This is a genomic window from Cryobacterium sp. AP27 (genome assembly GCF_056680495.1).
In genome coordinates, this window is record NZ_CM155285.1 from 1666106 (window position 1) to 1687046 (window position 20941).

Genomic DNA, 20941 nt, shown 5'->3' on the forward strand with positions numbered 1-20941 from the left:
CGGCCGACCGCCGCCCACGGGTGGGGAGGAGTGGCCGGCCGGCCTGTTCAGCCGCGCGTGACGATGGACACGAGCTTGGGAACCCGCACGATCACCCGCACAACCTCCCGCTCACCGATCGAACGGACGACGGGAACGGCCTCCCGCGCCATCTTCTCCAGATCTTCACTGGAGATTTTCGGCGACACCTCGAGCAGGGTGCGCATCTTGCCGTCCACCTGCACGACGGCCGTGACGGATTCCTCAACGAGCAGCGTCTGGTCGGCCTTGCGCCACAGCACGAGGGCGATGCAGGGCTCGTAGCCGAGGTGCTGCCACATGTCCTCCGCCGCGTACGGGGCGAAGAGGTTCAACGCCATCGCGGTGACCTCTGCGGCCTCGCGCACCGCGCCGTCGGCGGGGCCGGCGCCGGTGTCGATCACCTTGCGTGTCGCATTGACCAGCTCCATCAGGCGGGCGACGACAACGTTGAACTTGAAGGATTCGACCAGCCCCGGCGCGTCTGCGAGGAAACGGTGCGTTACCCGGCGCAGGGCGGCGTCACCCGACTTCCATTCCACGTCGGATGCACTGGTCACATCCCGGGCGACGCGCCAGGCACGAGCGAGGAACTTCGACGAGCCGACCGGGGAGACATCGGACCAGTCGATGTCATCTTCCGGTGGTCCGGCGAACGCCATCGTCAGGCGCACGGCGTCGACGCCGTGGCGTTCGACCTCTTCGGTGAAGTACACCAGGTTGCCGCGACTCTTGGACATCTTGGCACCGTCGAGGATCACCATTCCCTGGTTCAGCAGGGCGGTGAAGGGCTCGGTGAAGGAGACGTAGCCCTCGTCGAACAGGAACTTCGTGATGAAACGGGCGTAGAGCAGGTGCAGGATCGCGTGCTCCACCCCGCCGACGTACTGGTCGATCGGCGCCCACTTCTCGGCTTCCTTCGGGTCGAAGGCGCGGCTGGGGTCGGTCGGGTTCAGGAACCGCAGGAAGTACCACGAGCTGTCCACGAAGGTGTCCATCGTGTCGGCGTCGCGGAGCGCCGGCGTGCCGTCGATCGGGTTGGCGACGTTGACCCAGTCCGTCGCGCCGCCGAGCGGCGACGTTCCCTTGGGCTTGAGGTCGAGTCCCTCGGTCGATGGCAGTCGCACCGGCAGCTGATCTTCCGGAACGGGTATCTCGGCGCCGTCGGCGCCGTGGATGATCGGGATCGGGGTGCCCCAGTAGCGCTGACGCGAAATGAGCCAGTCGCGCAGGCGGTAGTTCTTGGCCGCACGGCCGGTGCCGTCGGCGCTGAGCTGCTCAATGATGCGCTTGATCGCGGTGGCTTTGCTCATGCCGTTGAGCGGACCGGAATTGATGAGTCGTCCCTCGCCGGCCAGGGCGATACCGGTTGCGGCCGGGTCGAGCGGCGGGAGGTCCTCGGTTCCGTCGAGCATCTCCTGAGTGATCACGGGGATCATTCCGGTGACGGCCGCGTTGGTGTCGACGACGACGCGCACGGGGAGGTCGAAGGCGCGGGCGAAGTCCAGGTCGCGCTGGTCGTGCGCGGGGACCGCCATGACCGCTCCGGTGCCGTAGTCCGCCAGGACGTAGTCGGCGGTCCAGATCGGCAGTCGTTCTCCGTTGACGGGGTTGACGGCGTACCGGCCGAGGAAGACACCGGTCTTGGGGCGGTCGGTGGCCTGACGCTCCATTTCGGTGCTGCGCTGAACCTGCACCAGGTATTCCTGGAAGGATGCCTGGACCTCGGGTGAGGCGTCGACCACGAGGTCGGCGGCGAGGTCGGAGTCTGGCGCGACGACCATGAAGGTCGCGCCGAACAGGGTGTCCGGTCGGGTTGTGAACACGGTGACGCGTTCCTCACGCCCCTCAATCTCGAACTCAACGTCCGCTCCGATGGACCGGCCGATCCAGTTGCGCTGCATGTTGAGCACCTTGGACGGCCAGCTGCCTTCGAGCTGGTTCAGGTCATCGAGCAGGCGGTCGGCGTAGTCGGTGATCTTGAAGTACCACTGAGTCAACTTCTTCTTGACGACGACCGCGCCGCTGCGGTCGGAGGTTCCGTCGGGAAGCACCTGCTCGTTCGCGAGCACGGTCTGGTCAACCGGGTCCCAGTTGACCCAGCTGTCCTTTCGGTAGGCGAGGCCCTTCTTGTGCAGCTGCAGGAACAGCCATTGGGTCCACTGGTAATACTCGGGGTCACTGGTGTGCAGTTCCCGGTCCCAGTCGAAACTCGTCGCGTAGAGCCGCATGCTCTTCTTCTGCTGGGCGATGTTGTCGTAGGTCCACCCGCGCGGGTCGATTCCGCGCTTGATCGCCGCGTTCTCCGCGGGCAGGCCGAAGGAGTCCCAGCCGATGGGGTGCAGCACGTTGAAGCCCTGGTGACGCCAGTAGCGGGCGACGATGTCGCCGAGTGCGTAGACCTCGGCGTGACCCATGTGCAGGTCGCCGGAGGGGTACGGGAACATGTCAAGAACGTATTTGCGCGGGCGGCTGTCCTCGGGGTCGCTCGTGCTGAACGGCTTGAGCTCTTCCCAAATGGGCTGCCACTTGGCCTGGATGGCCGCGAAGTCGTACATCTCTTCGTCGCTGTCGACGTGCGCGTGCACGGAGTCGTGGGAAGGGACGGTGTCGTGCTCGTGTGCCACGGGACTCTCATTCATTGCGAGGGGAACGAGCCGAGGCTCGTGGAAGTGCGCCCGGTAGAGGCAGTCACCCCTCTAGGTTACTCATCGCTCGTGCCTCGCGTTGACTCGGGCGCGTCGGTGGGTGCCGCGGACGACGCGTCCCGCACGCCCAGGGCGGCGAGCAGGGCGGCCGCCTTCACCCGGGTTTCCTCGATTTCTTCGGCGGCGTTCGACAGGGCGGTGATTCCCCCTCCCGTGCCGATCACCGCGGCATTCGGGCTCAACACAATGCTGCGGATGACGATGGCCAGGTCGATGGTCCCGTCCAGGCCGAAATACCCGAACGCGCCGGCGTACACCCCGCGGGGTCCGTCCTCGAGGTCGTCGATGATCGTCATCGCGCTGCGTTTGGGGGCCCCGGTCATGGAACCGGCGGGAAAGCAGGCCTCGACCGCATCGATCGCGGTGCGATCGGCGGCGAGCCTGGCCTCGATGGTACTGACGAGTTGGTGCACGTGCGGGTAGCTTTCCACGGCGAGCAGCGCGGTGACCGCGACGGATCCGAGCGCGGCCACCCGACCCAGATCGTTGCGCATCAGGTCGACGATCATCAGGTTCTCGGCGCATTCCTTGTCGCTGGAGCGCAGTTCCGTTGCCAGGTCCCGGTCTCGGGCGGCATCGAGGGATCGCGGCCTGGTGCCCTTGATCGGTTTCGTTCGGAGGGCGCCCGCCGGGGTGACGTGCAGAAATTGTTCGGGCGAGGCGCTCAGCAGCGACGCGTCTCCGAACCGCAGGAGGCCGCCGTGGTGGCTCGGGCTGCTGTGCCGCAGACGTCGATACGCCTCGACCGGATCGACCCGGCCGTCGACCGTGATCTCATTCGTGAGGCACACCTGATAGGCGTCACCGGCTCGGATGGCCACGAGACATTCTTCGATCAGCCGGGCGTACCGTTCGGGAGAGTGTCGCCACCGAGCCTGCGCGAGCGGCAAACGAGGGACGGGGTCCGGCCGGGTGGCGCGGACGCGTGCAGCGCGGAGGGCGCTCACCACGTGCTGCGCCCAGCGGTCGACGGTGCCGGGCGAATCGTCGGGGTACGTTCTTGCGATGAGGGTCACCGTGCGGGTGGCGTGGTCGAACATGACCGCCCGATCAATTTCGAGCAGCGCGGCATCCGGTGACGCCGCGGACGACGACGACGGTGATACCGGGACGGTGCCGCCGACGGTTTGAGCCCCGAGGGCGTAGCCGAGCCAGCCGACCCAGCCGAGCCGGAATTCCCCATCGAAGCCGGCGTCCGTGGCCGCGGGGATCGGCGCGGGCAGCTCAGCGCGCAGAAAATCGAAGATGGTTCCGGTCGTTACCGAGGGTGGGCGCTCCGGTGCCGCCGGGGTGATGACGCTCACGGTGTTGTCCGCGACGCTGGCGGTCACGAACCGGGAGCGCGCGCCGGCGGCCCCGAGGTAGCTGCGGCCGGTGCGGGCGTCCGCACCGGCGTCCAGCCAGAATGCGTGCGAGGCGGTGCCGTACAGTGTCTCGAAGACGCGCGACGGATCCCACCATTCCCCCAGGGGAATATGCCGCACGTTTTCACTCACCCTGCAAGCCTAGGCTGCCGATTGGGGCGACAGACGACGTGATCCGAATAGGGTGTCAAAGATGAATGATGTGCTCTCGGGTCTGCTCGATATCGTGTCGAGCGTTGATCCCGTGCTGCGCACGCTGCTCGCCGGTCTCGCCATTCTCCTCGAGACGTCATTTCTGGTCGGCCTGATCGTGCCGGGCGACACGGTCCTGATCGTCGCGAGCACGGCCGTGACGAGCCCCGTGGAGTATTTTTCGCTGATGATCGCCGTCATCTGCGGCGCCGTCATCGGGGAGAGCATCGGTTTCGCCCTCGGCCACCACTTCGGGCCGTACATTCGCCGCAGCCGGCTCGGCCGACGCATCAGCGAGACGAATTGGGTGCGGGCGGAGAACTATCTGGAGCGCCGCGGCGGTGTCGCCGTTTTCATCTCCCGTTTTCTCCCCGTGCTGCACTCTCTGATTCCGCTCACCGTGGGGATGAGCCCGATGCGTTATCGCACGTTCATCGCCTGGACCGTGCCGGCGTGCGTGCTCTGGTCGGCGGCGTATGTCTCGGTGGGGTCCGCCGCTGCCGGCACGTATCGGGAGGTCAGTGGGCAACTGCACACCGCCGGTTACTTCTTTGTCGGCGTCATCGTCGTGTTCATTCTCGCCGTCGTGCTGGTGAAGAAGTGGCTGCATCGCCGTGAGTCCCGTCACATGCACTAGGCCTCACCCGAGCAGCACCCGGCCGGTGATCAGGTCGGCCGGCACCGGTGTGTGCGAGATCAGCAGTACGGCACGGTGATCGGCGGCCGCGGCGGTCAGAATGTCGCGCACGAGCCGGTCGCCCTGTTCGGCGTCGACGTTGGCCGTCGGTTCGTCCACGATGAGAATCGGAAAGTCGGCCAGCAGCGCCCGGGCGAGGGCGAGGCGTTGAGCCTGCCCCCCGGACACGAGTGCACCGCGCTCCCCGACCCGAGCATCGAGCCCACCCCGCTCGGCCGCCCAGCCCCGCAGTCCGACCCGTTCGAGCATCGTCTCCAGCTCGTCGTCGCTCGCGGTGTCGCGGGCAAACAGAAGGTTCTGACGGATGCTGTCGTCGAAGAGCCACGGACGTTGCTCGCACAACCCCACCACGCGGCGCACCTGCTCCTGAGCCAGCTCCCGCGCCTCGATCCCGCCGAGACGGTATGACCCCGTGTAGTCGAGGAAGCGGACGAGCGCGTTGGCCACGGTGGTCTTGCCCGCGCCGCTGGCTCCGCCGAGATGCACCCGATCCCCCGGCGCGAGCCGGAGCGTGACCCCGCTCACCGCGGGCTCCCGGCCGCCGGGCCATCCGGCGCCGAGGTTCTCCAGCTCCAACACCACCGGTGTGGTCGTATCCAGGCTCAGCGGCGACGCGGCGTCGACCGGAATCTCGGGCGAAACGTCCCGGGGAACGACGGTTGCCACTCGCTCGGCGCTCGAGCGCACCTGGCGCCACGCGCCGACCGCGAGCGGGATCATGGCGAAGACCTCGAACACGGCGAGGGGCACGAGCACAATCACGACGAAGCCGGGGCCGGTCAGCGCCGCGCCGCCGCCGAGGGCGGGGATGCCCCAAAGCAGGGCCGCGATCGTGGCGGCGCCGGCGCACAGGGACACGACCGCCGATTGCACGCCCGCGCCGAGGGCGGTGCGCAGGCTCGCGTGGCGCAGCGCGTCATCCGCGCGTGCAAAGGATTCGAGGTGGGCGTCGAGGGCACCGAAGGCGGTGAGCACATCGAGGTTGTCGAGGATCTCGAGCACCTCGTCGGCGAGGGCCCCGCGCAGGGGCGCCAGAGCGCGTTCGGACCGTGCCGCGAGCGCCCCGGCGACGAGGGTTCCGAGCACGCCGGCGACGATGAGGCACACGAGGAGCGCCAGGCCGGCCGGCGGCAACAGCAGCCATACGCCCAGCACGCTCAGCGCCGCGGTGATCCCGGCGACCACGAGCGGCTGCACCACACGCAGCGGAAGGTCCTGCTGGGCGTCCACGTCACGCACGAGGCGGCTGAGCAGATCGCCGCGCCGCGTTTGGGCCAGCCCGGCCGGCGCGAGCGGCAGCAGGGTCGCGAAGATCCCGGTGCGCAGCTCGGCGAGCTGGCCGAAGGCGGCGTCGTGACTGGCGACCCGTTCAAGGTAGCGGAAGACGGACCGTCCGAGCGCGAACGCGCGCACACCGACGACGGCCATGGACAGGTACAGGATCGGCGGCATCTCGGCGGCCCGGGTGATGAGCCATGCCGACACGGCGAGCAGTGCGACGGCGCAGACGGCGCTCAGCACGCCGGCGGCGAGGCCGGGCAGAAAACGCCGGGCATGCGGTTGCGCCAGGCGGAGGACCGCACGGGTGGCGGAGCGACTGGCGGACCTAGACATGGGCGCTGTCCCTGAGGAGAACGACCCGGCTGGATGCCGCGATGACGGCGGTCCGGTGACTGACGATGATGACGACCCGGCCCTGGTCCGCGAGCCGGCGCAGTCCCTGCAGCAGGTCTCGTTCTGTTGCGCCGTCAAGCGCCGAACTGGGCTCGTCGAAGACGACGACGGGGCAGTCATGTGCCTGCGCGCGATAGATGGCGCGCGCGGCCGCGACCCGGTGTGCCTGACCTCCCGAGAGCCCGTCTCCGTTGGCACCGAGCAGAGTGTCGGGGTCGAGCTCCCCCGCCCCGGCCCAGGCCAGTGCCTGCGTGAGCAGTCCGGCATCCACCGCGTCTTCGCCGAGCGCCACGTTGTGGCGCACCGTCCCGCGCAGCAGCCCCGGGCGCTGACCGCACCAGGCCAGCCAGGATCGGTCGCCGGCGGCGTGCAGGGGCCGTCCGCCGAGCGAGATGGCACCCTCGTAGGGAACGAATCCGAGGAGCGCGGCGACGAGGGTGGATTTTCCCACTCCGCTGGGGCCGCCCAGCACGGTGATGTCCCCCACACCGAAGTCGGCGTCCAACCGCTCGATGACGGCCGGACCGCCCCGACGAACGGTGACCGCGTCGAGGTGCAGCGAGCCGAACGGGCGCCGGTACGGTCCGGAGGCATCCGTCATGTGCGGCACGGTGTGCGTCGCACCGTCCTGCAAGATCGCGAAGACGTCTTCGGCGGCGGCGAGGCCGTCGGCGGCCGCGTGAAACTGGGCGCCGACCCGCTGCACCGGCAGGAACGCCTCCGACGCCAGAAGGAGCACGAACAGGCCCACGGAGAGGGCGAGGGACCCGTCGACCAGTCGCAGCCCGATCGACACGGCGATGAGGGCTACGGACAGGCTCGCCGCGAGCTCGAGCACGAAGCTGCTGAGGAACGACACCCGCAGCACCTTCATGGTGCGCGCACGGTACTCCTCGGTGATGTCGCGGATCCTGGTGCTCTGGCGTGCCGCACGCCCGAAGATCTTCAACGTTCCGAGCCCGGCCACCAGGTCGAGAAAGCCGGTGCCCAGGCGTTGCAGGGCGTGCCATTGCTGTTGTTGAACGCCCTCGGTCGCCCGGCCGATCAGCACCATGAACACCGGGATGAGCGGCAGCACGATCAGCACCGTGATTCCGCTCGCGACGTCGTTCAGGAATATGACGACGACGAGGATGGGCGTGGCGATCGCGGTCAGCAACAGCTGCGGCAGGTAGCGAGAGAAGTAGTTGTCGAGGTAGTCCAGTCCCGTTGTGACCGTGGTCGTGAGCCGTGCTCCCTGGTGACCGGCGGCCCAGTCGGGGCCGTACTCGGCGAGCCGGTCCAGCACCCGGGCTCGCAGTTGGGTCTTGACCAGGGCGGCGCCGCGGCTCGCGGCAACCTCGAGCAGCCAGATCAAACCGGCGCGCGCCACGACGACGGCGGTGAGGGCGGCGATGGTGGGTGTGAGCTCGTTCAGCGGCGTCCCGGCGATCGCGAGGGTGATCGTGCGGGTCAGCAGCCAGGCGACGGCGACCACGACCAGGGTCTGCGCCAGTCCCAGCACGGCGCCGATGACCAGAAACCAGCGCGCGGCGGTCGCGTAGCGCAGGAGTCGGGGATCGAGTGGTCGCACGAGGCTTCAGTGTACGGCGGACTCGATGTGAGAACGAGCGATTCGCTTGCGAAACACCCAGTAGGTGAAGGCCTGGTACCCGAGGATGAACGGCATCCCGATCAGGGCCGTCCAGCTCATCACCTGGAGCGTGTACGGCGATGATGATGCGTTGGCGATGGTGAGGCTGTTGGCTGGATCGTTGCTCGCCGGCATCACGAAGGGGAAGAGCGAGGCGAAGAGCGTGAGCACGGCGAGGCCGATCGTCGCGGCCATCAGGCCGAAGGCCCAGCGTTCGGAGCCGAGCAGGTTGGCAACGACGGAGACGATCAGGGTCAGGGCCGCGGCGGCCGCGAACAGGCCGGAGGTCGGCGTGCCGAAACCGAACGTGGTCCAGCCGAGGAACGCGGCGGCGACGACGATCGTGGCGAGCCCGGCGCGCGTGGCGAGTTTCTGGGCACGACGACGGATGTCGCCCTCGGTTTTCAGCGTCACGAAGATGACGCCGTGGGTGAAGAACAGGAGCAGCGTCGTCAGACCTCCGAGGAGGGCGTAGGGATTGAGCAGGTCGAGGACGGTTCCGGTGTAGTTGAAGTCGGCGTCGAGCGGCACACCGCGCACGACGTTGGCGAACGCCACGCCCCACAGCAGCGCCGGGACGGCGGAGCCGACGATGATCATGCCGTCGAACCACCGCTTCCACTCGGACTCGGGTCGCTGGTGCCGGTATTCGAAGGACACGCCGCGCACGATCAGGGCGAGAAGGATCAACAGCAGCGGCAGGTAGAAGCCGCTGAACATCGTGGCGTACCACTCGGGGAAGGCCGCAAAGAGCGAAGCGCCGGCGACGATGACCCAGGTTTCGTTGAGGTCCCAGACCGGACCGATCGTGTTGATCAGCACTCGCCGATCTGTGTCGTCTTTGCCGAGGAGCGGCAGGGACATGCCCACTCCGAAGTCGAATCCGTCGAGGACGAAGTATCCGATGAACATGAACGCGATGATCCAGAACCAGAGAATATTGAGATCCATGGTGTGCTCCCCTTGCCCTAGTAGACCGTGACCGCGTGCTTGACGCCGCCGGATTGTTCATCGAGTTCCGGCGCGTCGTCCGGCCCCTTCTGCACGGCCCGCAGGATCAACCGGAATTCGACGACAGCGAGAATGCCGTACAGCACGGTGAAGGCGATCAGCGAGATGAGAATCTCCACTCCGGTGACCCCGGGCGAGACCCCGTCCTGCGTCTTCAACAGTCCGAAGACGAGCCACGGTTGGCGTCCCATCTCCGTGAAGACCCAGCCGACCGTCATCGCGAGCAACGAGGCGGGGAAGCTCCAGATGGCCAGTTTCCACACCCACTTCTGCGTGGGCATCCGACCCTTGCGGGTGAGGAACAGTCCGACGACGGCGACGAGCATGTGCAGGAGTCCGAGAGCGATCATCCAACGGAACGCCCAGTAGGTGATCCAAATCGTGGGCGTGTAATCCCCCGGACCGTATGTGGCAACGTACTGCGCCTGCAGGTTGTTGATGCCTTCAACGGTGCCGTCGAAGGTGTGCGTCGAGAGGAAGGACAGCAGGTACGGGATCCGGATGGAGAACAACTCGTGCACGCCGTCGGGGGTGCCGAGTGTGAAGAGCGAGAAGGATGCGTTGGCGCCCGTGGCCGTGTGGTACAGCGCCTCGGCCGCGGCCATTTTCATGGGCTGTACCTCGCCCATCACGAGGCTGAGTTGATCGCCGGCGAGGGTGGTGCCGATGCCGGCGATGATCATCATCCACATGCCGAACTTGAGCGCGGGACGCATGGTCTCGAAGTGCTGGTTGCGTGCCAGGTGCCAGGCGGCCACCGAAATGATCAGCCCCGCCGACACCATGAAGCACGCAAAGATGGTGTGCGGGAAGGCAGCGAGTGCGATCGGATTGGTGAGCAGTTCGCCGATGCTGGTCAGTTCGGCGCGGCCCTTCTCCGGGTTGATGGTGTATGCGATCGGGTTCTGCATGAAAGCGTTGGCGGCGAGGATGAAATACGCGGAGGTGATGCTGCCGATGACGGTCATCCAGATCGTGGCGAGGTGCAGTTTTTTCGGCAGTTTGTCCCAGCCGAAGATCCACAGGCCGATGAACGTGGCTTCCAGGAAGAATGCCAGGATCCCCTCGAAGGCGAGCGGGGCACCGAAGACATCGCCGACGAAGCGTGAATAGTCTGACCAGTTCATGCCGAACTGGAACTCCTGCACGATGCCGGTGACGACGCCCATCGCGAAGTTGATCAGAAAGATCTTGCCGAAGAAGTGCGTGAGCTGCAGGTACTTGGCCTTGTCCGTTCGCACCCAGGCCGTCTGGAAGATGGCCACCGTGAGGGCCATGCCGATGGTGAGGGGCACAAAAAGAAAGTGGTACACGGTCGTCAGACCGAATTGCCACCGCGAAAGAATCAGGGGGTCAAGCCACTCATTCATATGCCCTCCAGCATTGCCTCTACGTCCTGTAGAAATAATACCTTCTACGGAGCGTAGAAAATACCGTGGCGCGGCCTAGGATTGAGACATGGGAAGTTTGGGTGTACTCGAAAGATTGATCATGGACGTTCTCTGGGACACGGAACAGGCGCTCACCGCCACCGAGTTGCGGGATCGACTCATCGAACCGCGTCATGATGCCAGCCCCAAGCCCCTCGCCGCGACCACGATTCTCACCGTGTTGTCCCGCTTGGAGGCCAAGGGTTTCGTCAGCCGGGATCGAGGAACCCGTCCGCACCTGTACACCTGCGTGACGACGCGGGCCGAGCACACGGCACAGCTCATGCACCAGGTCCTCGGCTCCGTGCCCGACCGCGACGAGGCCCTCGCCCGATTCATCGGGAATGTCACCTCCCAGGAAGCCGACACCCTCCGGGAGCTGCTCGGCTCCGTCACAGCCACGAAACGGTGACCGTCCCGCTGTTCCGGGCGGCCCCGCTCCCATGCTGGTTTCCGCACTAGTACTCGGCACGCTCGCCGTCGCCCTGGCCGGGCCGGTCCCCCTGCTTCTGGCGGCCGCTCGCTGGCCGGCCCGCTCCCCCGGCGTCGCCCTCGCTCTCTGGCAGGGCATCGCCCTGGCCGGAGGCGTATCGATGATCGGCGCCCTGCTCTGCTACGGATTGAGTCCGTTCGGCACCGGCGTGGCCGACGGGGTCCGCGCCCTCTCCGCCGCAATCCTGGCGGGCACGCTGGGGGCCGGCGTGATTTTCGCCCACGTGCTCGCCCTGTGCGGCGCGCTTCTGCTCGGCACCCATCTGCTCCTCAACCTGGCCGCGACGTTCCTGCGCGCCGAGCGCCAGCGCCGCCGACATCTGCACCTGATCGCCCTGCTGAGTGATCCGCTCCCCGACCGACCGGGCATGCGCGTGATCGATTACGAGGCCCCGGTCGCCTATTGCCTGCCGGGCGCGGCCCGCTCCGCGACCGTGCTGTCCAAGGGGTTGCTGCGCCTGTTGAGCGCCGATCAGCTCCGGGGCGTGATCGAACACGAGCAGGCCCACCTGCGCCAGCAGCACCATCTCGTGCTCCTCGCCTTCAAATCGTGGCACAGCGCGCTGCCGTGGTTTCCGATCGCCAACCGCGCCGAGCATGCGGTGGCTCTCCTCGTGGAAATGCTCGCCGACGATCGGGCCCGACGGGTCGTCGACGACCGCACGCTCGCCACCGCCATTGCGCTCGTGGGCCTGGGGCAGCAGGCGGATGTGCCGGCGGCGTCACCCGATACCGCGTCCGGCGAGGTGTGGATGTCCTCACCCGAGCACGCGCTCGTCGCCCCGCGGGTTCATCGGCTCATGACGGCGGCCATCCCGCTGTCACGGGTCGCCGCCGTGGCCGCCATCACGACCGCCATCACGCTCGCCCTCGCTCCGGCCATGGTGCTGCTTCGCGCGTAGTCCCGCACGCACGCAAAAGCCCTCACCTCGGCGCGTCGGGCCGGTGTGAGGGCTTTCGGATGGAACGGTTCGGCTAGAAGAGGTTTGCCTGCTCGAGCCAGGCCGCCGCGATGTCTTCGGCGGACTTCTGGTCGTTCTTGCTCTCGGAGTTGAGGCTGGCCAGGTCGTCGGCGGTGAGGGCCGCACTGACCGTGTTGAGCACCTCGGCGGCCGTGTCGTTGACCTTCTCCGACACGACGGGAACCACGTTGTCGGCGAAGAACAGGCCGTCGGGGTCGCTCAGTGCCACGAGGTTGTCCGACTTGATGTTCGGGCTTGCCGTGTAAATGTTGGTCAGCTGAATATCGCCGTCGACGAGCGCCTTCACGGTGAGCGGTCCGCCGCCGTCTTCAATGGGGACGAAGCCCGCCGTCTCGATGCCGTACTTCGCCTTGAGCTCGTCGGGACCGTATGGCCGGGTCTGCAGCTCCGAGTTGCCGCCGACCGTGATCGGCTCGGTGACGTTCGTCAGCGATGCGATGTCGGTGAGGTTGTATTTCTCGGCGAAGGCCTGGGTTACCGTCCAGGAGTTCTGGTCGGAGGCATCCGCCTTGTCGAGCACGCGGAGGCCTGCGGGCAGCGCCGACTCGAGCGCGGTGTAGATCTCGTCGCTCGTACCGCCGGCGGCGTTCGCGTCGAGCGCCTGCAGCAGGCTGCCGGTGTACTCGGGGAAGACATCGACGCCGCCCGCCTCGAGTTCGGGCAGGTAAACCTCACGCTGGCCGATGCGGAAGGAACGGTCGACGGTGAAGTCGTTGGCCTCCAGCGCCTGCGCGTAGATCTCCGCGATGATTTCGTTCGAGTAGTAGTCCTGCGAACCGACGACCAGGGTGTCTGCAGCGGTGGTGTCGCTACCTCCACTGCCCAGGGGATCACCGGACGCGCACCCTGCAAGGGCTACGACGGCCCCAACCGCGACCACACTGATGAGCGCGAGTCGGCCTTTTTGTGCTGTGAACATGCGTTTTCCTTCCATGATGGCGAATTCCATCACCGAGCCAGTCGGGGGGATCTGGCCCGGATGTCTGTGGGGCGTCCCGCCGCAACACCGCGGGGAACAACCAGTTTTTGTAGCACCGTGAAAATACCTTCGAGCGCCAGCGCGAGCAGGATCACGACAATGGACCCGCCCAGCATCTCGGCATAGTCGCGAGTTTTCAACCCCGCGAACAGGTATCGGCCAAGGCCGAAGTCGGCCACGTAGGCGGCAAGGGTGGCCGTGGCGACGATCTGCAGTGTCGCCGACCGCAGTCCGCCGATCAGCAGGGGAAGGCCGAGGGGCACCTCGACCTTGCGCACAATCTGACCCTCTGACATGCCGACGGCCCTGGCCGCGTCAATCGTCTTACGGTCAATCGCTTCGAAGCCGGTGTAGGCGCCCGCGAGAATGGGCGGGATCGCCAGCACGGTGAGCGCAACGTACGGTGCGGTCAGGCCGATGCCCACAGACAGGGCCACCAGGGTGAGGAGTCCCAGGGTGGGGATGGCTCGGAGTGCGCCGGAGGACCCGACGGCCAGGCCGCGCCCCCGTCCGGTGTGTCCGATCAGGAAACCGATGGGCACGGCCACCACGGAGGCGAAGAACAGGGTAAGCAACGTGAACCCGAGGTGCTCCAGAACTCGCAGGCCGATGGCATTGGGGCCGACGTAGTTGGCCGGGTCGGCGAGCCAGGCCATAGCCTCGATGAAGAAGGTCATGCCGTCGCCTCCACCGCGGTGCGGGTGGCTCGCCCGGTGGCCTGGGCGGCCCGGGTCCAGGGCATGAGCAGGCGCCCGAGGAGTACCAGGGCCCCGTCGAAGAGCAGGGCCAGCACGACCGTTGCGACGATCCCCGCGATGATCTCGGCCTGGATTCCGCGCTGGAACCCGTCGGTGAACAGACTGCCGAGACTCTGGGCGCCGATGACGGCGCCGACCGTAGTGAGGCTCACCGTGCTCACGGCGACGACGCGCAGGCCGGCCAACAGCACGGGTCCCGCGAGCGGAAGCTCAACGCGCCAGAATTGACTGCGCTCCGAGAAACCCACGGCTGTGGCGGACTGGCGCACGTCCCGGTCGACGGAGGCGAGGCCGTCCGCGACAACGCGCACCATGAGAGCGACTCCATACAGTGTCAACGCGATGATCAGGTTGAGGGGCGATCGCCCGCTCGTTCCCACGATGAACGGGAGCACGACGAACAGCGGGAACGACGGCACGGCGTAGAGCAACCCGACGCTGGACAGGATGAGGCCGCGGCCCACGCGGAAGCGGTGTGCGACCCAGCCCAGCGGCACCGCGATGAGAAAGCTCAGGATGATGGGGGGAACGCTCACCAGCACGTGATCGAGCGTGCGATCCCAGATGAGGTCCAGGTTCGACCAGATCCAGGTCACCGGGGATCCCCACCCTGCGCCGGGGCACCCGGTCCCGCGACGGGACCGGCCTTTTCCTCAGGGGCCGCGTCCGCGCGCGATCCACCCGCCAACACGCCGGCCAGTCGGCCGTCACCGTCGACGAGGACGTCGCCGTGCGTGCGGGCCTCCAGGTGCAGCACCCGCTTTCCGCGGTCCGCGCCCACGAAACTGGCCACAAAATCGTCGGCGGGGTTCGCCAGGATCTCGGCGGGCGATCCCACCTGGGCGATAAGACCGCCGGTGCGGAGGATCACCACCTGGTCGCCGAGCAGGAAGGCCTCGTCGATGTCGTGGGTCACGAACACGACGGTCTTATCCAGCTCCCGTTGCAGGCGCAACAGCTCCTGCTGCAGTTCGGCGCGCACGATGGGGTCCACGGCGCCGAAGGGCTCATCCATCAGCAGGATGTTGGGGTTCACGGCGAGGCCGCGCGCCACTCCGACGCGTTGCTGCTGCCCGCCGGAGAGTTGGCTCGGGTAACGGTCGGCCAGCGATCGATCGAGCCCGACCGTGTCGAGCAGCGCCAGTGCGTCGGTGCGAGCCTGCCGGCGCGGCACACCGCGCAACAGCGGCACGGTAGCGACGTTGTCGACGACCTTGCGGTGCGGCAGCAGTCCGGAGTTCTGCATGACGTAGCCGATGCTCCGGCGCAGTTTCACCGGCGCGAGCGTCGCGATGTTGTCACCGTCGATCTCAATCGACCCGCTCGTGGGGTCGACCATCCGGTTGATCATGCGCAGCAGGGTCGTCTTGCCCGACCCCGAGGAACCGACAAGAACGGTGGTCTTGTGTGAGGGAAGCACGAGGCTGAAATCCTCGACGGCGACCGTGCCATCGGGAAACTGTTTCGTTACCGAACGAAATTCAATCATGCTGTGGCTCATTCCTCGCGTGGCGTCGGATCGACACAAACCAGTTGCTCAACCCAACCACTGTTCGGCGCCCGAGGCAAAGTCGATTGGATAAGAACTCGGTCACGGCGCCCCCGCGTCAGAGTGTGACGGTTCAGCCCTGGTAGAAGCTCAGGAGGTAGGCGTGGAGCACCCGCCGGCATTCGGCGATGAAGTTCTCGTCCCCCTGCGGGTCCACCTGGAAGGCGCGGGACAGCAGCGCATCGGCCAGTTCGACGGCGACTTCTAGCCGAAAGGTGAGCTCGGGGCCGTGTGGCAGGTCGAATTCTTTGGCGAACGCCGCGGCCATCTGGCGGGCAAACGACGCAGATTCGGTGTCGACGTCCTCGCCGACGCTCGGGGCCTGCCGGTAGGTGAAGTTGAGAATGCGAAAGCCGGGCTCGGAGCGGTACAGCCCGACGCACGCGGTGATGGCGCCGTCGACGGCATCCCACCAGGTCTCCGGCTTGTTCGTGCCGAGTTCTTCGGTGACCCGTTGGCGCAGACGCAAGACCGCGCGTTCGTGCAGGGCGTTGAGAACCGCTACCCGATCAGGGTAATAGCGGTACACGGTCCCGATGGAGGCGCCGGCACGTTCGGCGATCATCGCGGTGGTGATCCGGTCGAATCCGACCTCATCCACGACGGATGCCGCGGCGTCGAGCAGTCCCGACAGGCGAGCCGCGCTGCGCTGCTGTATCGGTTCCGCCCGTGCCTGAACACCCGGGGCGATGCTGGCTTCACCCAAAAAGTCGACCTGCGACATAACTCCCCTTAGTACATGAGTGCCCATACTACGTCCCGGCACGGCGCATCCCTAGTTTAGGGGCCGACACGGAGCGCGCCGGTCCCGGCCCCCACGCGTGAGAGACTGAAGGGGTGCCAGAGTCCCGAGACAAGACGCCGATTGCGCTCACTCCCGCTCGAATGATGCACCGAGCGGCGCGAGTCGAGGACTGGTTGCACGACCGCCGCGAAAGCTTCGCCCGAAGGCGAGGTTACCGCCCCACGGTCATCCCCTACACCGGCTACGGATCGACCGGCTGGGTGCGCATCCTCTGCCGGGTTCTCCTGGCCAAACCCGACAAGGCCGGCGCCGCGCCGCGCAAGAAGAAGAAGCGCAGCAACGGACGCGATGCCGGGATCCGCGGTTGGCGCAGTTTCACGAGCGTGCCCGTGAAGGCGGTCACCGTGGTCATCGAGATCAACGGTCACCACCATGAGGTCATCGCGGATCGCGGCGGCGTCGTCGACGCGGTCGTACCGGTGTCGCTGCTGCCCGGATGGCATGTCGCACGGCTGCACACCGAGGATTCCGCCGTGCAGGAGGCGCCCCTGTTCATTGTGGCTCCGGGCACCGACCGCGGTATCGTCTCAGATGTCGATGACACGGTGATGGTGACGACCCTTCCGCGCCCGCTCCTGGCAGCCTGGAACACGTTTGTGCTCGATGAGCACGCTCGGGTACCGACACCGGGCATGGCCGTTTTCCTGGAGCGCCTCGCCGCTGCCACACCGGGCGCACCGCTGATCTATCTGTCGACGGGCGCCTGGAACGTGGCGCCGACATTGACCCGTTTTCTCTCCCGCAACCTGTACCCGGCCGGGGCGCTGCTGCTCACCGATTGGGGCCCCACCCACGACAGACTGTTCCGCAGCGGGCGCGAGCACAAACGCGAGAATCTGCGCCGTCTGGCCCAGGAATTTCCGCACATCCGTTGGATCCTCGTCGGTGACGACGGGCAACACGACGAGGCCATCTACACCGAATTCCTCAACGAGTTTCCGGGCAGTGTGGCCGCGGTGGCCATTCGCCAGCTGTCCCCGAGCGAGGCGGTCCTGGCCGGAAGCCGGTCCAAAGACGCGGTGCAGGGAACGCCCGACACCCCGTGGGTTTACGGACCCGACGGTTCCAGCCTCGCGAACCAGCTCGCCGCGTTCAAGCTGCTCTGACGCTGACGGCCGGTCTGGACTGGTAGCTGGTTTGGCCGAGGGTCAGGCGAGCAGTCGGTCCAGGCCGCGGTTGATCTGCCTGGCCCACAACGGTCCGCGGTACAGGAACGCCGTGTAGCCCTGCACGAGTGTGGCGCCTGCTGCGAGGCGTTCGGCGACCTGCTCGGCCGTTTCGACGCCGCCCACGGAGATGACGCAGAAGCTGTCGGGGACCACCGTGCGGATCAGACGCAGAACGGCCAGTGAGCGGGCGGCGAGGGGCGCGCCGGAGAGACCTCCGGCACCGGCCGCGCGCACAGTCGCGGCATCCGTTGCGAGCTGGGCGCGTGACAGCGTCGTGTTCGTGGCGATGATTCCGTCAAGGCCAAGGGACACGGCGAGCTCCGAGATACGGGTCACCTCGTCGTCGCTGAGGTCGGGGGCGATCTTCACGAGCAGCGGGGTGGCACCGGCATGGGACTTGACGGCGGTGAGCAACGGGGCGAGTCGGTCAAGTTCCTGCAGGCCGCGCAGTCCGGGTGTGTTGGGTGAGCTGACGTTGACGACGAGATAGTCGGCAAGGGGTGCCAGCAGACGGGTGCTCGTGAGGTAGTCCTCGGTTGCGTCATCGACCGCGGTGACGCGGCTCTTGCCGATGTTGATGCCGAGTACGGGGCGGCCGCGCGTCTGCCGTATGCGGGTGAGCCGCGGTACGGCCGCCTGCGCTCCCCCGTTGTTGAACCCCATCCGGTTGATCACGGCACGATCGGCAATAAGCCGGAACAGGCGAGGCCGCGGATTTCCGGGCTGCGCAATGGCGGTGAGCGTTCCGACCTCCACGTGACCGAACCCCAGGTGGCCGAGGCCCAGCACCGCTTCGCCGTCCTTGTCGAAGCCGGCGGCAACCCCGAAGGGCGAGCGGAAGTTCAGGCCGAGCGCCTGCACGCTCAGGTCGGTGCGCGGGGCGGTGAGTCGTTCCACGAGTCGGCCGGCTCCGAGGAGCGGCAGGCGTTTGATCACGGCGAAGGCGAGGTGGTGGGCGCGTTCGGGGTCGAGGCGGCTGAGTACGAGGGAGAAGAAGAGGGGGTACATGCGCCGTTTCGGGTTCAGGCGCGTTCGGCAGCGGATGCCGCGGTGGCGCTGTCTGCAGCACTCGCGTGTTCGCGGCGCAGCTGGGCGATGGCTCCCTCAAAGTCTTCGAGGGAGCTGAAGCCCTGGTACACACTCGCGAAGCGCAGATACGCGACCTCGTCCAGGTCCTGGAGCGGTGCGAGTATGGCGAGTCCGATGTCGTTCGCGTCGATCTGTGATGCGCCGGTCTGCCGTATCGTTTCCTCGACCTTTTGCGCGAGCATGGCGAGGTCGGAGTCGGTCACCGGTCGGCCCTGGCAGGCCTTTCGGACTCCGGTCACGATTTTCTCGCGGCTGAACGGTTCGACGACGCCGCTGCGCTTGATGATGTTGAGGCTGGCCGTCTCGGTCGTGCTGAAGCGGCGTCCACACTCGGGGCATTGGCGGCGACGGCGAATCGACAGTCCATCGTCGCTCGTGCGGGAGTCGATGACCCGGGAGTCCGGGTGGCGGCAGAAGGGACAGAACATGGTGCCTCCAGCTTATCGCGCCGGCCTTCAGTCCTGTGCGAAGCGGGCAGTGACCGCGTCGCCGTGGGCCGGGAGGTTCTCCGCGTTCGAGAAAGCGGCGATGTTGTCGGCCACGGTGCGCAGCGCCTCACGACTGTAAGTGACAACCTGCTGCGGGCGGAGGAATGTGTACGCGCCGAGCGCGGACGAGAACCGAGCCTGTCCTCCGGTTGGCAGCACGTGGTTGGACCCGGCGGAGTAGTCGCCGAGGCTCACCGGCGAGTGGGCGCCGAGGAAGATCGCTCCGGCGTTTCGAATCGATTCCAGAACCGATTCCGGATTCCGAGTCTGAATTTCGAGGTGCTCCGGCCCGAAGGCGTTGCTGAAGTTCGCGGCCACCTGCAGATCATCAACGAGCACGATGGCCGACTGCGTGCCGGTGAGTGCGGCCGTGACGCGCTCGCTGTGGGTGGTGGAGGCGGCGAGCACAGTGAGTCTCGCCGACACGGCATCGGCCAGGGCGGCCGAATCGGTCACGAGCACGGCGGCGGCCAGCTCGTCGTGTTCGGCCTGGCTCACGAGGTCCGCGGCGACGAGCAGCGGGTCGGCGGCCTCGTCGGCGATCACGAGGATATCGGTGGGCCCGGCCTCGGAATCGATTCCGGCCTGGCCACGCACGAGGCGTTTGGCCGCGGCGACGTACACATTGCCGGGTCCCGTGACGATCTGCACGGGCTCGAGCCCGAGGTCGGGAACGCCGTAGGCGAGCGCGCCGATGGCCCCGGCTCCGCCCATGGCGTAGATCTCGTCAACCCCGAGGAGGGCGGCGACGGCGAGGATGGTCGGGTGCACGCGGCCGCCGAACCGGCTCTGCGCCGGGGAGGTGAGGGCAATCGACGCGACGCCGGCGATCTGCGCGGGAACCACGTTCATGACCACGCTCGAGGGGTACACGGCCTTCCCGGCCGGCACGTAGAGACCGACGCGGTCAACGGGCTGCCACCGCTGGGTGATGGTCGCGCCGGCGTCAATCGTCGTGGTCACGGCCGGGGGGACCTGGGCGGCGCTGCCGAGACGCACGCGACGGATGGTTTCCTCCACCGCGGATCGTACGTCGGGGTCCAGTTGGGCGAGGGCCTCCGTGAGGTGGGAGGCGGGCACCCGAATGTGTTCGGGGCGTACGTGGTCGAGGCGTTCGGCCTGGTCGAGCAACGCCGCTCTCCCGCGGGCGCGCACGTCGTCGATCAGCTCGGCGGCGATGTCGCTCGCCGAGGTGACGCTGGTGAGTGCGCGAGGCACCGCGGCGAGGAGGGCGGCAGGTGTGTTCGGGGTTCCGCGGAGGTCAATAGTCTGGATCATCGTGTCCAGCCTATCGGCGAACATTTGGCGCCGGGAATAGTGTGGACGGTGAACAGATTGTTGGTTAGTAATGAATGACACGACCGCGTCCCGGATTTCCGACGCTCCCACACCTCCGCTCGAGTCAGATCCGAATGCTCCCCTCGACCTCGCGGCCTTCAAGCATGCTTTTCGTCGGCACGCCGCGGGGGTGGCGGCCGTCACCACTCTCGCCGCCGACGGAACCCCGGTGGGGTTCACCGCGACGAGCCTCGCCTCCCTGTCGGCCGTGCCGCCGCTCGCCACCTTCAACATGGCCCGGTCGGCGAGCACGTGGCCGGCCATCGTCGAGAATGATCACGTCATCATCCACATGCTCGGTTCGCGGTCACGGCACGTGGCCGATCAGTTGGCCGGCCCCCGGGCTCACCGGTTCGACGGAGACCACTGGCACGCGGGGCCGTACGGCCTGCCCGTGCTCAACGACGTCACGTCGTGGATGGTCGGTCGCATCGTCGAGCGGGTGTCGGTGCACAACAGCGCCGTCGTCGTTGTTCAGATCGAGGGGGGCGGGATCGGCCCGGATGACGAGGCGCTGCTGTACCACGAGCGCACCTACCGCGTGCCGGGCCCCATCGTTTAGCC

At 67.2% G+C, this 20941-nt stretch carries 19 protein-coding genes; 5 read left to right on the top strand and 14 right to left on the bottom strand.

What is annotated here, in order from left to right:
* Positions 1-47: 47 nt before the first annotated feature.
* Positions 48-2660, bottom strand: a complete 2613-nt coding sequence (gene leuS / locus AC1MB9_RS07940; RefSeq protein ID WP_479964465.1) for a leucine--tRNA ligase — start codon at positions 2658-2660, stop codon at positions 48-50.
* Positions 2661-2722: 62 nt separating this feature from the next.
* Positions 2723-4222, bottom strand: coding sequence for an aminodeoxychorismate synthase component I (pabB, locus tag AC1MB9_RS07945; protein WP_479964466.1), 1500 nt, complete (start codon positions 4220-4222; stop codon positions 2723-2725).
* Between the two features lie 61 nt (positions 4223-4283).
* Between pabB and AC1MB9_RS07950 the strand changes: the two genes are divergently transcribed.
* Positions 4284-4919 (top strand): DedA family protein, encoded by a 636-nt coding sequence (locus tag AC1MB9_RS07950; RefSeq protein ID WP_479964467.1) that lies wholly within the window; start codon positions 4284-4286, stop codon positions 4917-4919.
* 3 nt (positions 4920-4922) lie between these two features.
* Here the strand turns inward: AC1MB9_RS07950 and cydC are convergent, their stop codons facing one another.
* Genes cydC through AC1MB9_RS07970 form a run of 4 tightly spaced genes read right to left on the bottom strand, consistent with a single transcriptional unit; the run spans position 4923 to position 10667 of the window.
* Entirely contained in the window at positions 4923-6593 is a 1671-nt protein-coding gene (gene cydC / locus AC1MB9_RS07955) for a thiol reductant ABC exporter subunit CydC (RefSeq protein WP_479964468.1), read from the bottom strand.
* Positions 6586-8226, bottom strand: a complete 1641-nt coding sequence (cydD, locus tag AC1MB9_RS07960) for a thiol reductant ABC exporter subunit CydD (RefSeq protein ID WP_479964469.1) — start codon at positions 8224-8226, stop codon at positions 6586-6588. Before cydD ends, cydC begins: the two co-directional genes overlap by 8 nt.
* A 6-nt stretch (positions 8227-8232) precedes the next feature.
* A complete protein-coding gene (gene cydB, locus AC1MB9_RS07965) occupies positions 8233-9237 on the bottom strand; it encodes a cytochrome d ubiquinol oxidase subunit II (RefSeq protein WP_479964470.1) in 1005 nt (334 codons plus the stop codon).
* Positions 9238-9254: 17 nt separating this feature from the next.
* On the bottom strand, positions 9255-10667 hold the full coding sequence (locus AC1MB9_RS07970) for a cytochrome ubiquinol oxidase subunit I (RefSeq protein ID WP_479964471.1): 1413 nt from the start codon (positions 10665-10667) through the stop codon (positions 9255-9257).
* Between the two features lie 88 nt (positions 10668-10755).
* Here AC1MB9_RS07970 and AC1MB9_RS07975 point away from each other — a divergent pair, with 88 nt between their 5' ends.
* Entirely contained in the window at positions 10756-11139 is a 384-nt protein-coding gene (locus AC1MB9_RS07975) for a BlaI/MecI/CopY family transcriptional regulator (protein ID WP_479964472.1), read from the top strand.
* 31 nt (positions 11140-11170) lie between these two features.
* Positions 11171-12121, top strand: coding sequence for a M56 family metallopeptidase (locus tag AC1MB9_RS07980; RefSeq protein ID WP_479964473.1), 951 nt, complete (start codon positions 11171-11173; stop codon positions 12119-12121).
* 73 nt (positions 12122-12194) lie between these two features.
* Here the strand turns inward: AC1MB9_RS07980 and AC1MB9_RS07985 are convergent, their stop codons facing one another.
* From AC1MB9_RS07985 to AC1MB9_RS08005, 5 genes are all read right to left on the bottom strand, one after another.
* Positions 12195-13121 (bottom strand): ABC transporter substrate-binding protein, encoded by a 927-nt coding sequence (locus AC1MB9_RS07985; RefSeq protein WP_479964474.1) that lies wholly within the window; start codon positions 13119-13121, stop codon positions 12195-12197.
* A gap of 29 nt (positions 13122-13150) precedes the next feature.
* Positions 13151-13858 (bottom strand): ABC transporter permease, encoded by a 708-nt coding sequence (locus tag AC1MB9_RS07990; protein WP_479964475.1) that lies wholly within the window; start codon positions 13856-13858, stop codon positions 13151-13153.
* Complete coding sequence (locus AC1MB9_RS07995) at positions 13855-14535, bottom strand: ABC transporter permease (RefSeq protein ID WP_479964476.1); 681 nt, start codon at positions 14533-14535, stop codon at positions 13855-13857. The genes AC1MB9_RS07990 and AC1MB9_RS07995 overlap by 4 nt, the downstream gene beginning before the upstream one ends.
* Entirely contained in the window at positions 14532-15428 is an 897-nt protein-coding gene (locus tag AC1MB9_RS08000) for an ABC transporter ATP-binding protein (RefSeq protein ID WP_479964477.1), read from the bottom strand. Before AC1MB9_RS08000 ends, AC1MB9_RS07995 begins: the two co-directional genes overlap by 4 nt.
* Before the next feature lie 133 nt (positions 15429-15561).
* Positions 15562-16212: a TetR/AcrR family transcriptional regulator gene (locus tag AC1MB9_RS08005; RefSeq protein WP_479964478.1), complete on the bottom strand. Its 651-nt coding sequence runs from the start codon at positions 16210-16212 to the stop codon at positions 15562-15564.
* Positions 16213-16325: 113 nt separating this feature from the next.
* On the opposite strand from AC1MB9_RS08005, the gene AC1MB9_RS08010 reads away from it, so the two are divergent.
* Positions 16326-17399, top strand: a complete 1074-nt coding sequence (locus tag AC1MB9_RS08010; RefSeq protein WP_479964479.1) for an App1 family protein — start codon at positions 16326-16328, stop codon at positions 17397-17399.
* A 42-nt stretch (positions 17400-17441) separates the two neighbouring features.
* On the opposite strand, the gene AC1MB9_RS08015 is transcribed toward AC1MB9_RS08010, so the two are convergent.
* Genes AC1MB9_RS08015 through hisD form a run of 3 tightly spaced genes read right to left on the bottom strand, consistent with a single transcriptional unit; the run spans position 17442 to position 20317 of the window.
* Positions 17442-18470: a quinone-dependent dihydroorotate dehydrogenase gene (locus AC1MB9_RS08015; protein WP_479964480.1), complete on the bottom strand. Its 1029-nt coding sequence runs from the start codon at positions 18468-18470 to the stop codon at positions 17442-17444.
* Positions 18471-18484: 14 nt separating this feature from the next.
* Complete coding sequence (gene nrdR, locus AC1MB9_RS08020) at positions 18485-18979, bottom strand: transcriptional regulator NrdR (RefSeq protein ID WP_479964481.1); 495 nt, start codon at positions 18977-18979, stop codon at positions 18485-18487.
* Between the two features lie 27 nt (positions 18980-19006).
* A complete protein-coding gene (gene hisD / locus AC1MB9_RS08025; RefSeq protein WP_479964482.1) occupies positions 19007-20317 on the bottom strand; it encodes a histidinol dehydrogenase in 1311 nt (436 codons plus the stop codon).
* Between the two features lie 70 nt (positions 20318-20387).
* On the opposite strand from hisD, the gene AC1MB9_RS08030 reads away from it, so the two are divergent.
* Positions 20388-20939, top strand: a complete 552-nt coding sequence (locus AC1MB9_RS08030) for a flavin reductase family protein (RefSeq protein WP_479964483.1) — start codon at positions 20388-20390, stop codon at positions 20937-20939.
* The last annotated feature ends 2 nt before the right edge of the window (positions 20940-20941 follow it).

Coding starts and splice junctions, on each gene's coding strand:
- hisD (WP_479964482.1), bottom strand. CDS start 20,317: ATGATCCAGACTATTGACCTCCGCGGAACCCCGAACACACCTGCCGCC.
- AC1MB9_RS08015 (WP_479964480.1), bottom strand. CDS start 18,470: ATGTACCCCCTCTTCTTCTCCCTCGTACTCAGCCGCCTCGACCCCGAA.
- nrdR (WP_479964481.1), bottom strand. CDS start 18,979: ATGTTCTGTCCCTTCTGCCGCCACCCGGACTCCCGGGTCATCGACTCC.
- cydC (WP_479964468.1), bottom strand. CDS start 6,593: ATGTCTAGGTCCGCCAGTCGCTCCGCCACCCGTGCGGTCCTCCGCCTG.
- AC1MB9_RS08005 (WP_479964478.1), bottom strand. CDS start 16,212: ATGTCGCAGGTCGACTTTTTGGGTGAAGCCAGCATCGCCCCGGGTGTT.
- AC1MB9_RS08000 (WP_479964477.1), bottom strand. CDS start 15,428: ATGATTGAATTTCGTTCGGTAACGAAACAGTTTCCCGATGGCACGGTC.
- AC1MB9_RS07970 (WP_479964471.1), bottom strand. CDS start 10,667: ATGAATGAGTGGCTTGACCCCCTGATTCTTTCGCGGTGGCAATTCGGT.
- cydB (WP_479964470.1), bottom strand. CDS start 9,237: ATGGATCTCAATATTCTCTGGTTCTGGATCATCGCGTTCATGTTCATC.
- AC1MB9_RS07975 (WP_479964472.1), top strand. CDS start 10,756: ATGGGAAGTTTGGGTGTACTCGAAAGATTGATCATGGACGTTCTCTGG.
- leuS (WP_479964465.1), bottom strand. CDS start 2,660: ATGAATGAGAGTCCCGTGGCACACGAGCACGACACCGTCCCTTCCCAC.
- AC1MB9_RS08030 (WP_479964483.1), top strand. CDS start 20,388: ATGAATGACACGACCGCGTCCCGGATTTCCGACGCTCCCACACCTCCG.
- AC1MB9_RS07950 (WP_479964467.1), top strand. CDS start 4,284: ATGAATGATGTGCTCTCGGGTCTGCTCGATATCGTGTCGAGCGTTGAT.
- AC1MB9_RS07985 (WP_479964474.1), bottom strand. CDS start 13,121: ATGTTCACAGCACAAAAAGGCCGACTCGCGCTCATCAGTGTGGTCGCG.
- AC1MB9_RS07980 (WP_479964473.1), top strand. CDS start 11,171: ATGCTGGTTTCCGCACTAGTACTCGGCACGCTCGCCGTCGCCCTGGCC.
- AC1MB9_RS07990 (WP_479964475.1), bottom strand. CDS start 13,858: ATGACCTTCTTCATCGAGGCTATGGCCTGGCTCGCCGACCCGGCCAAC.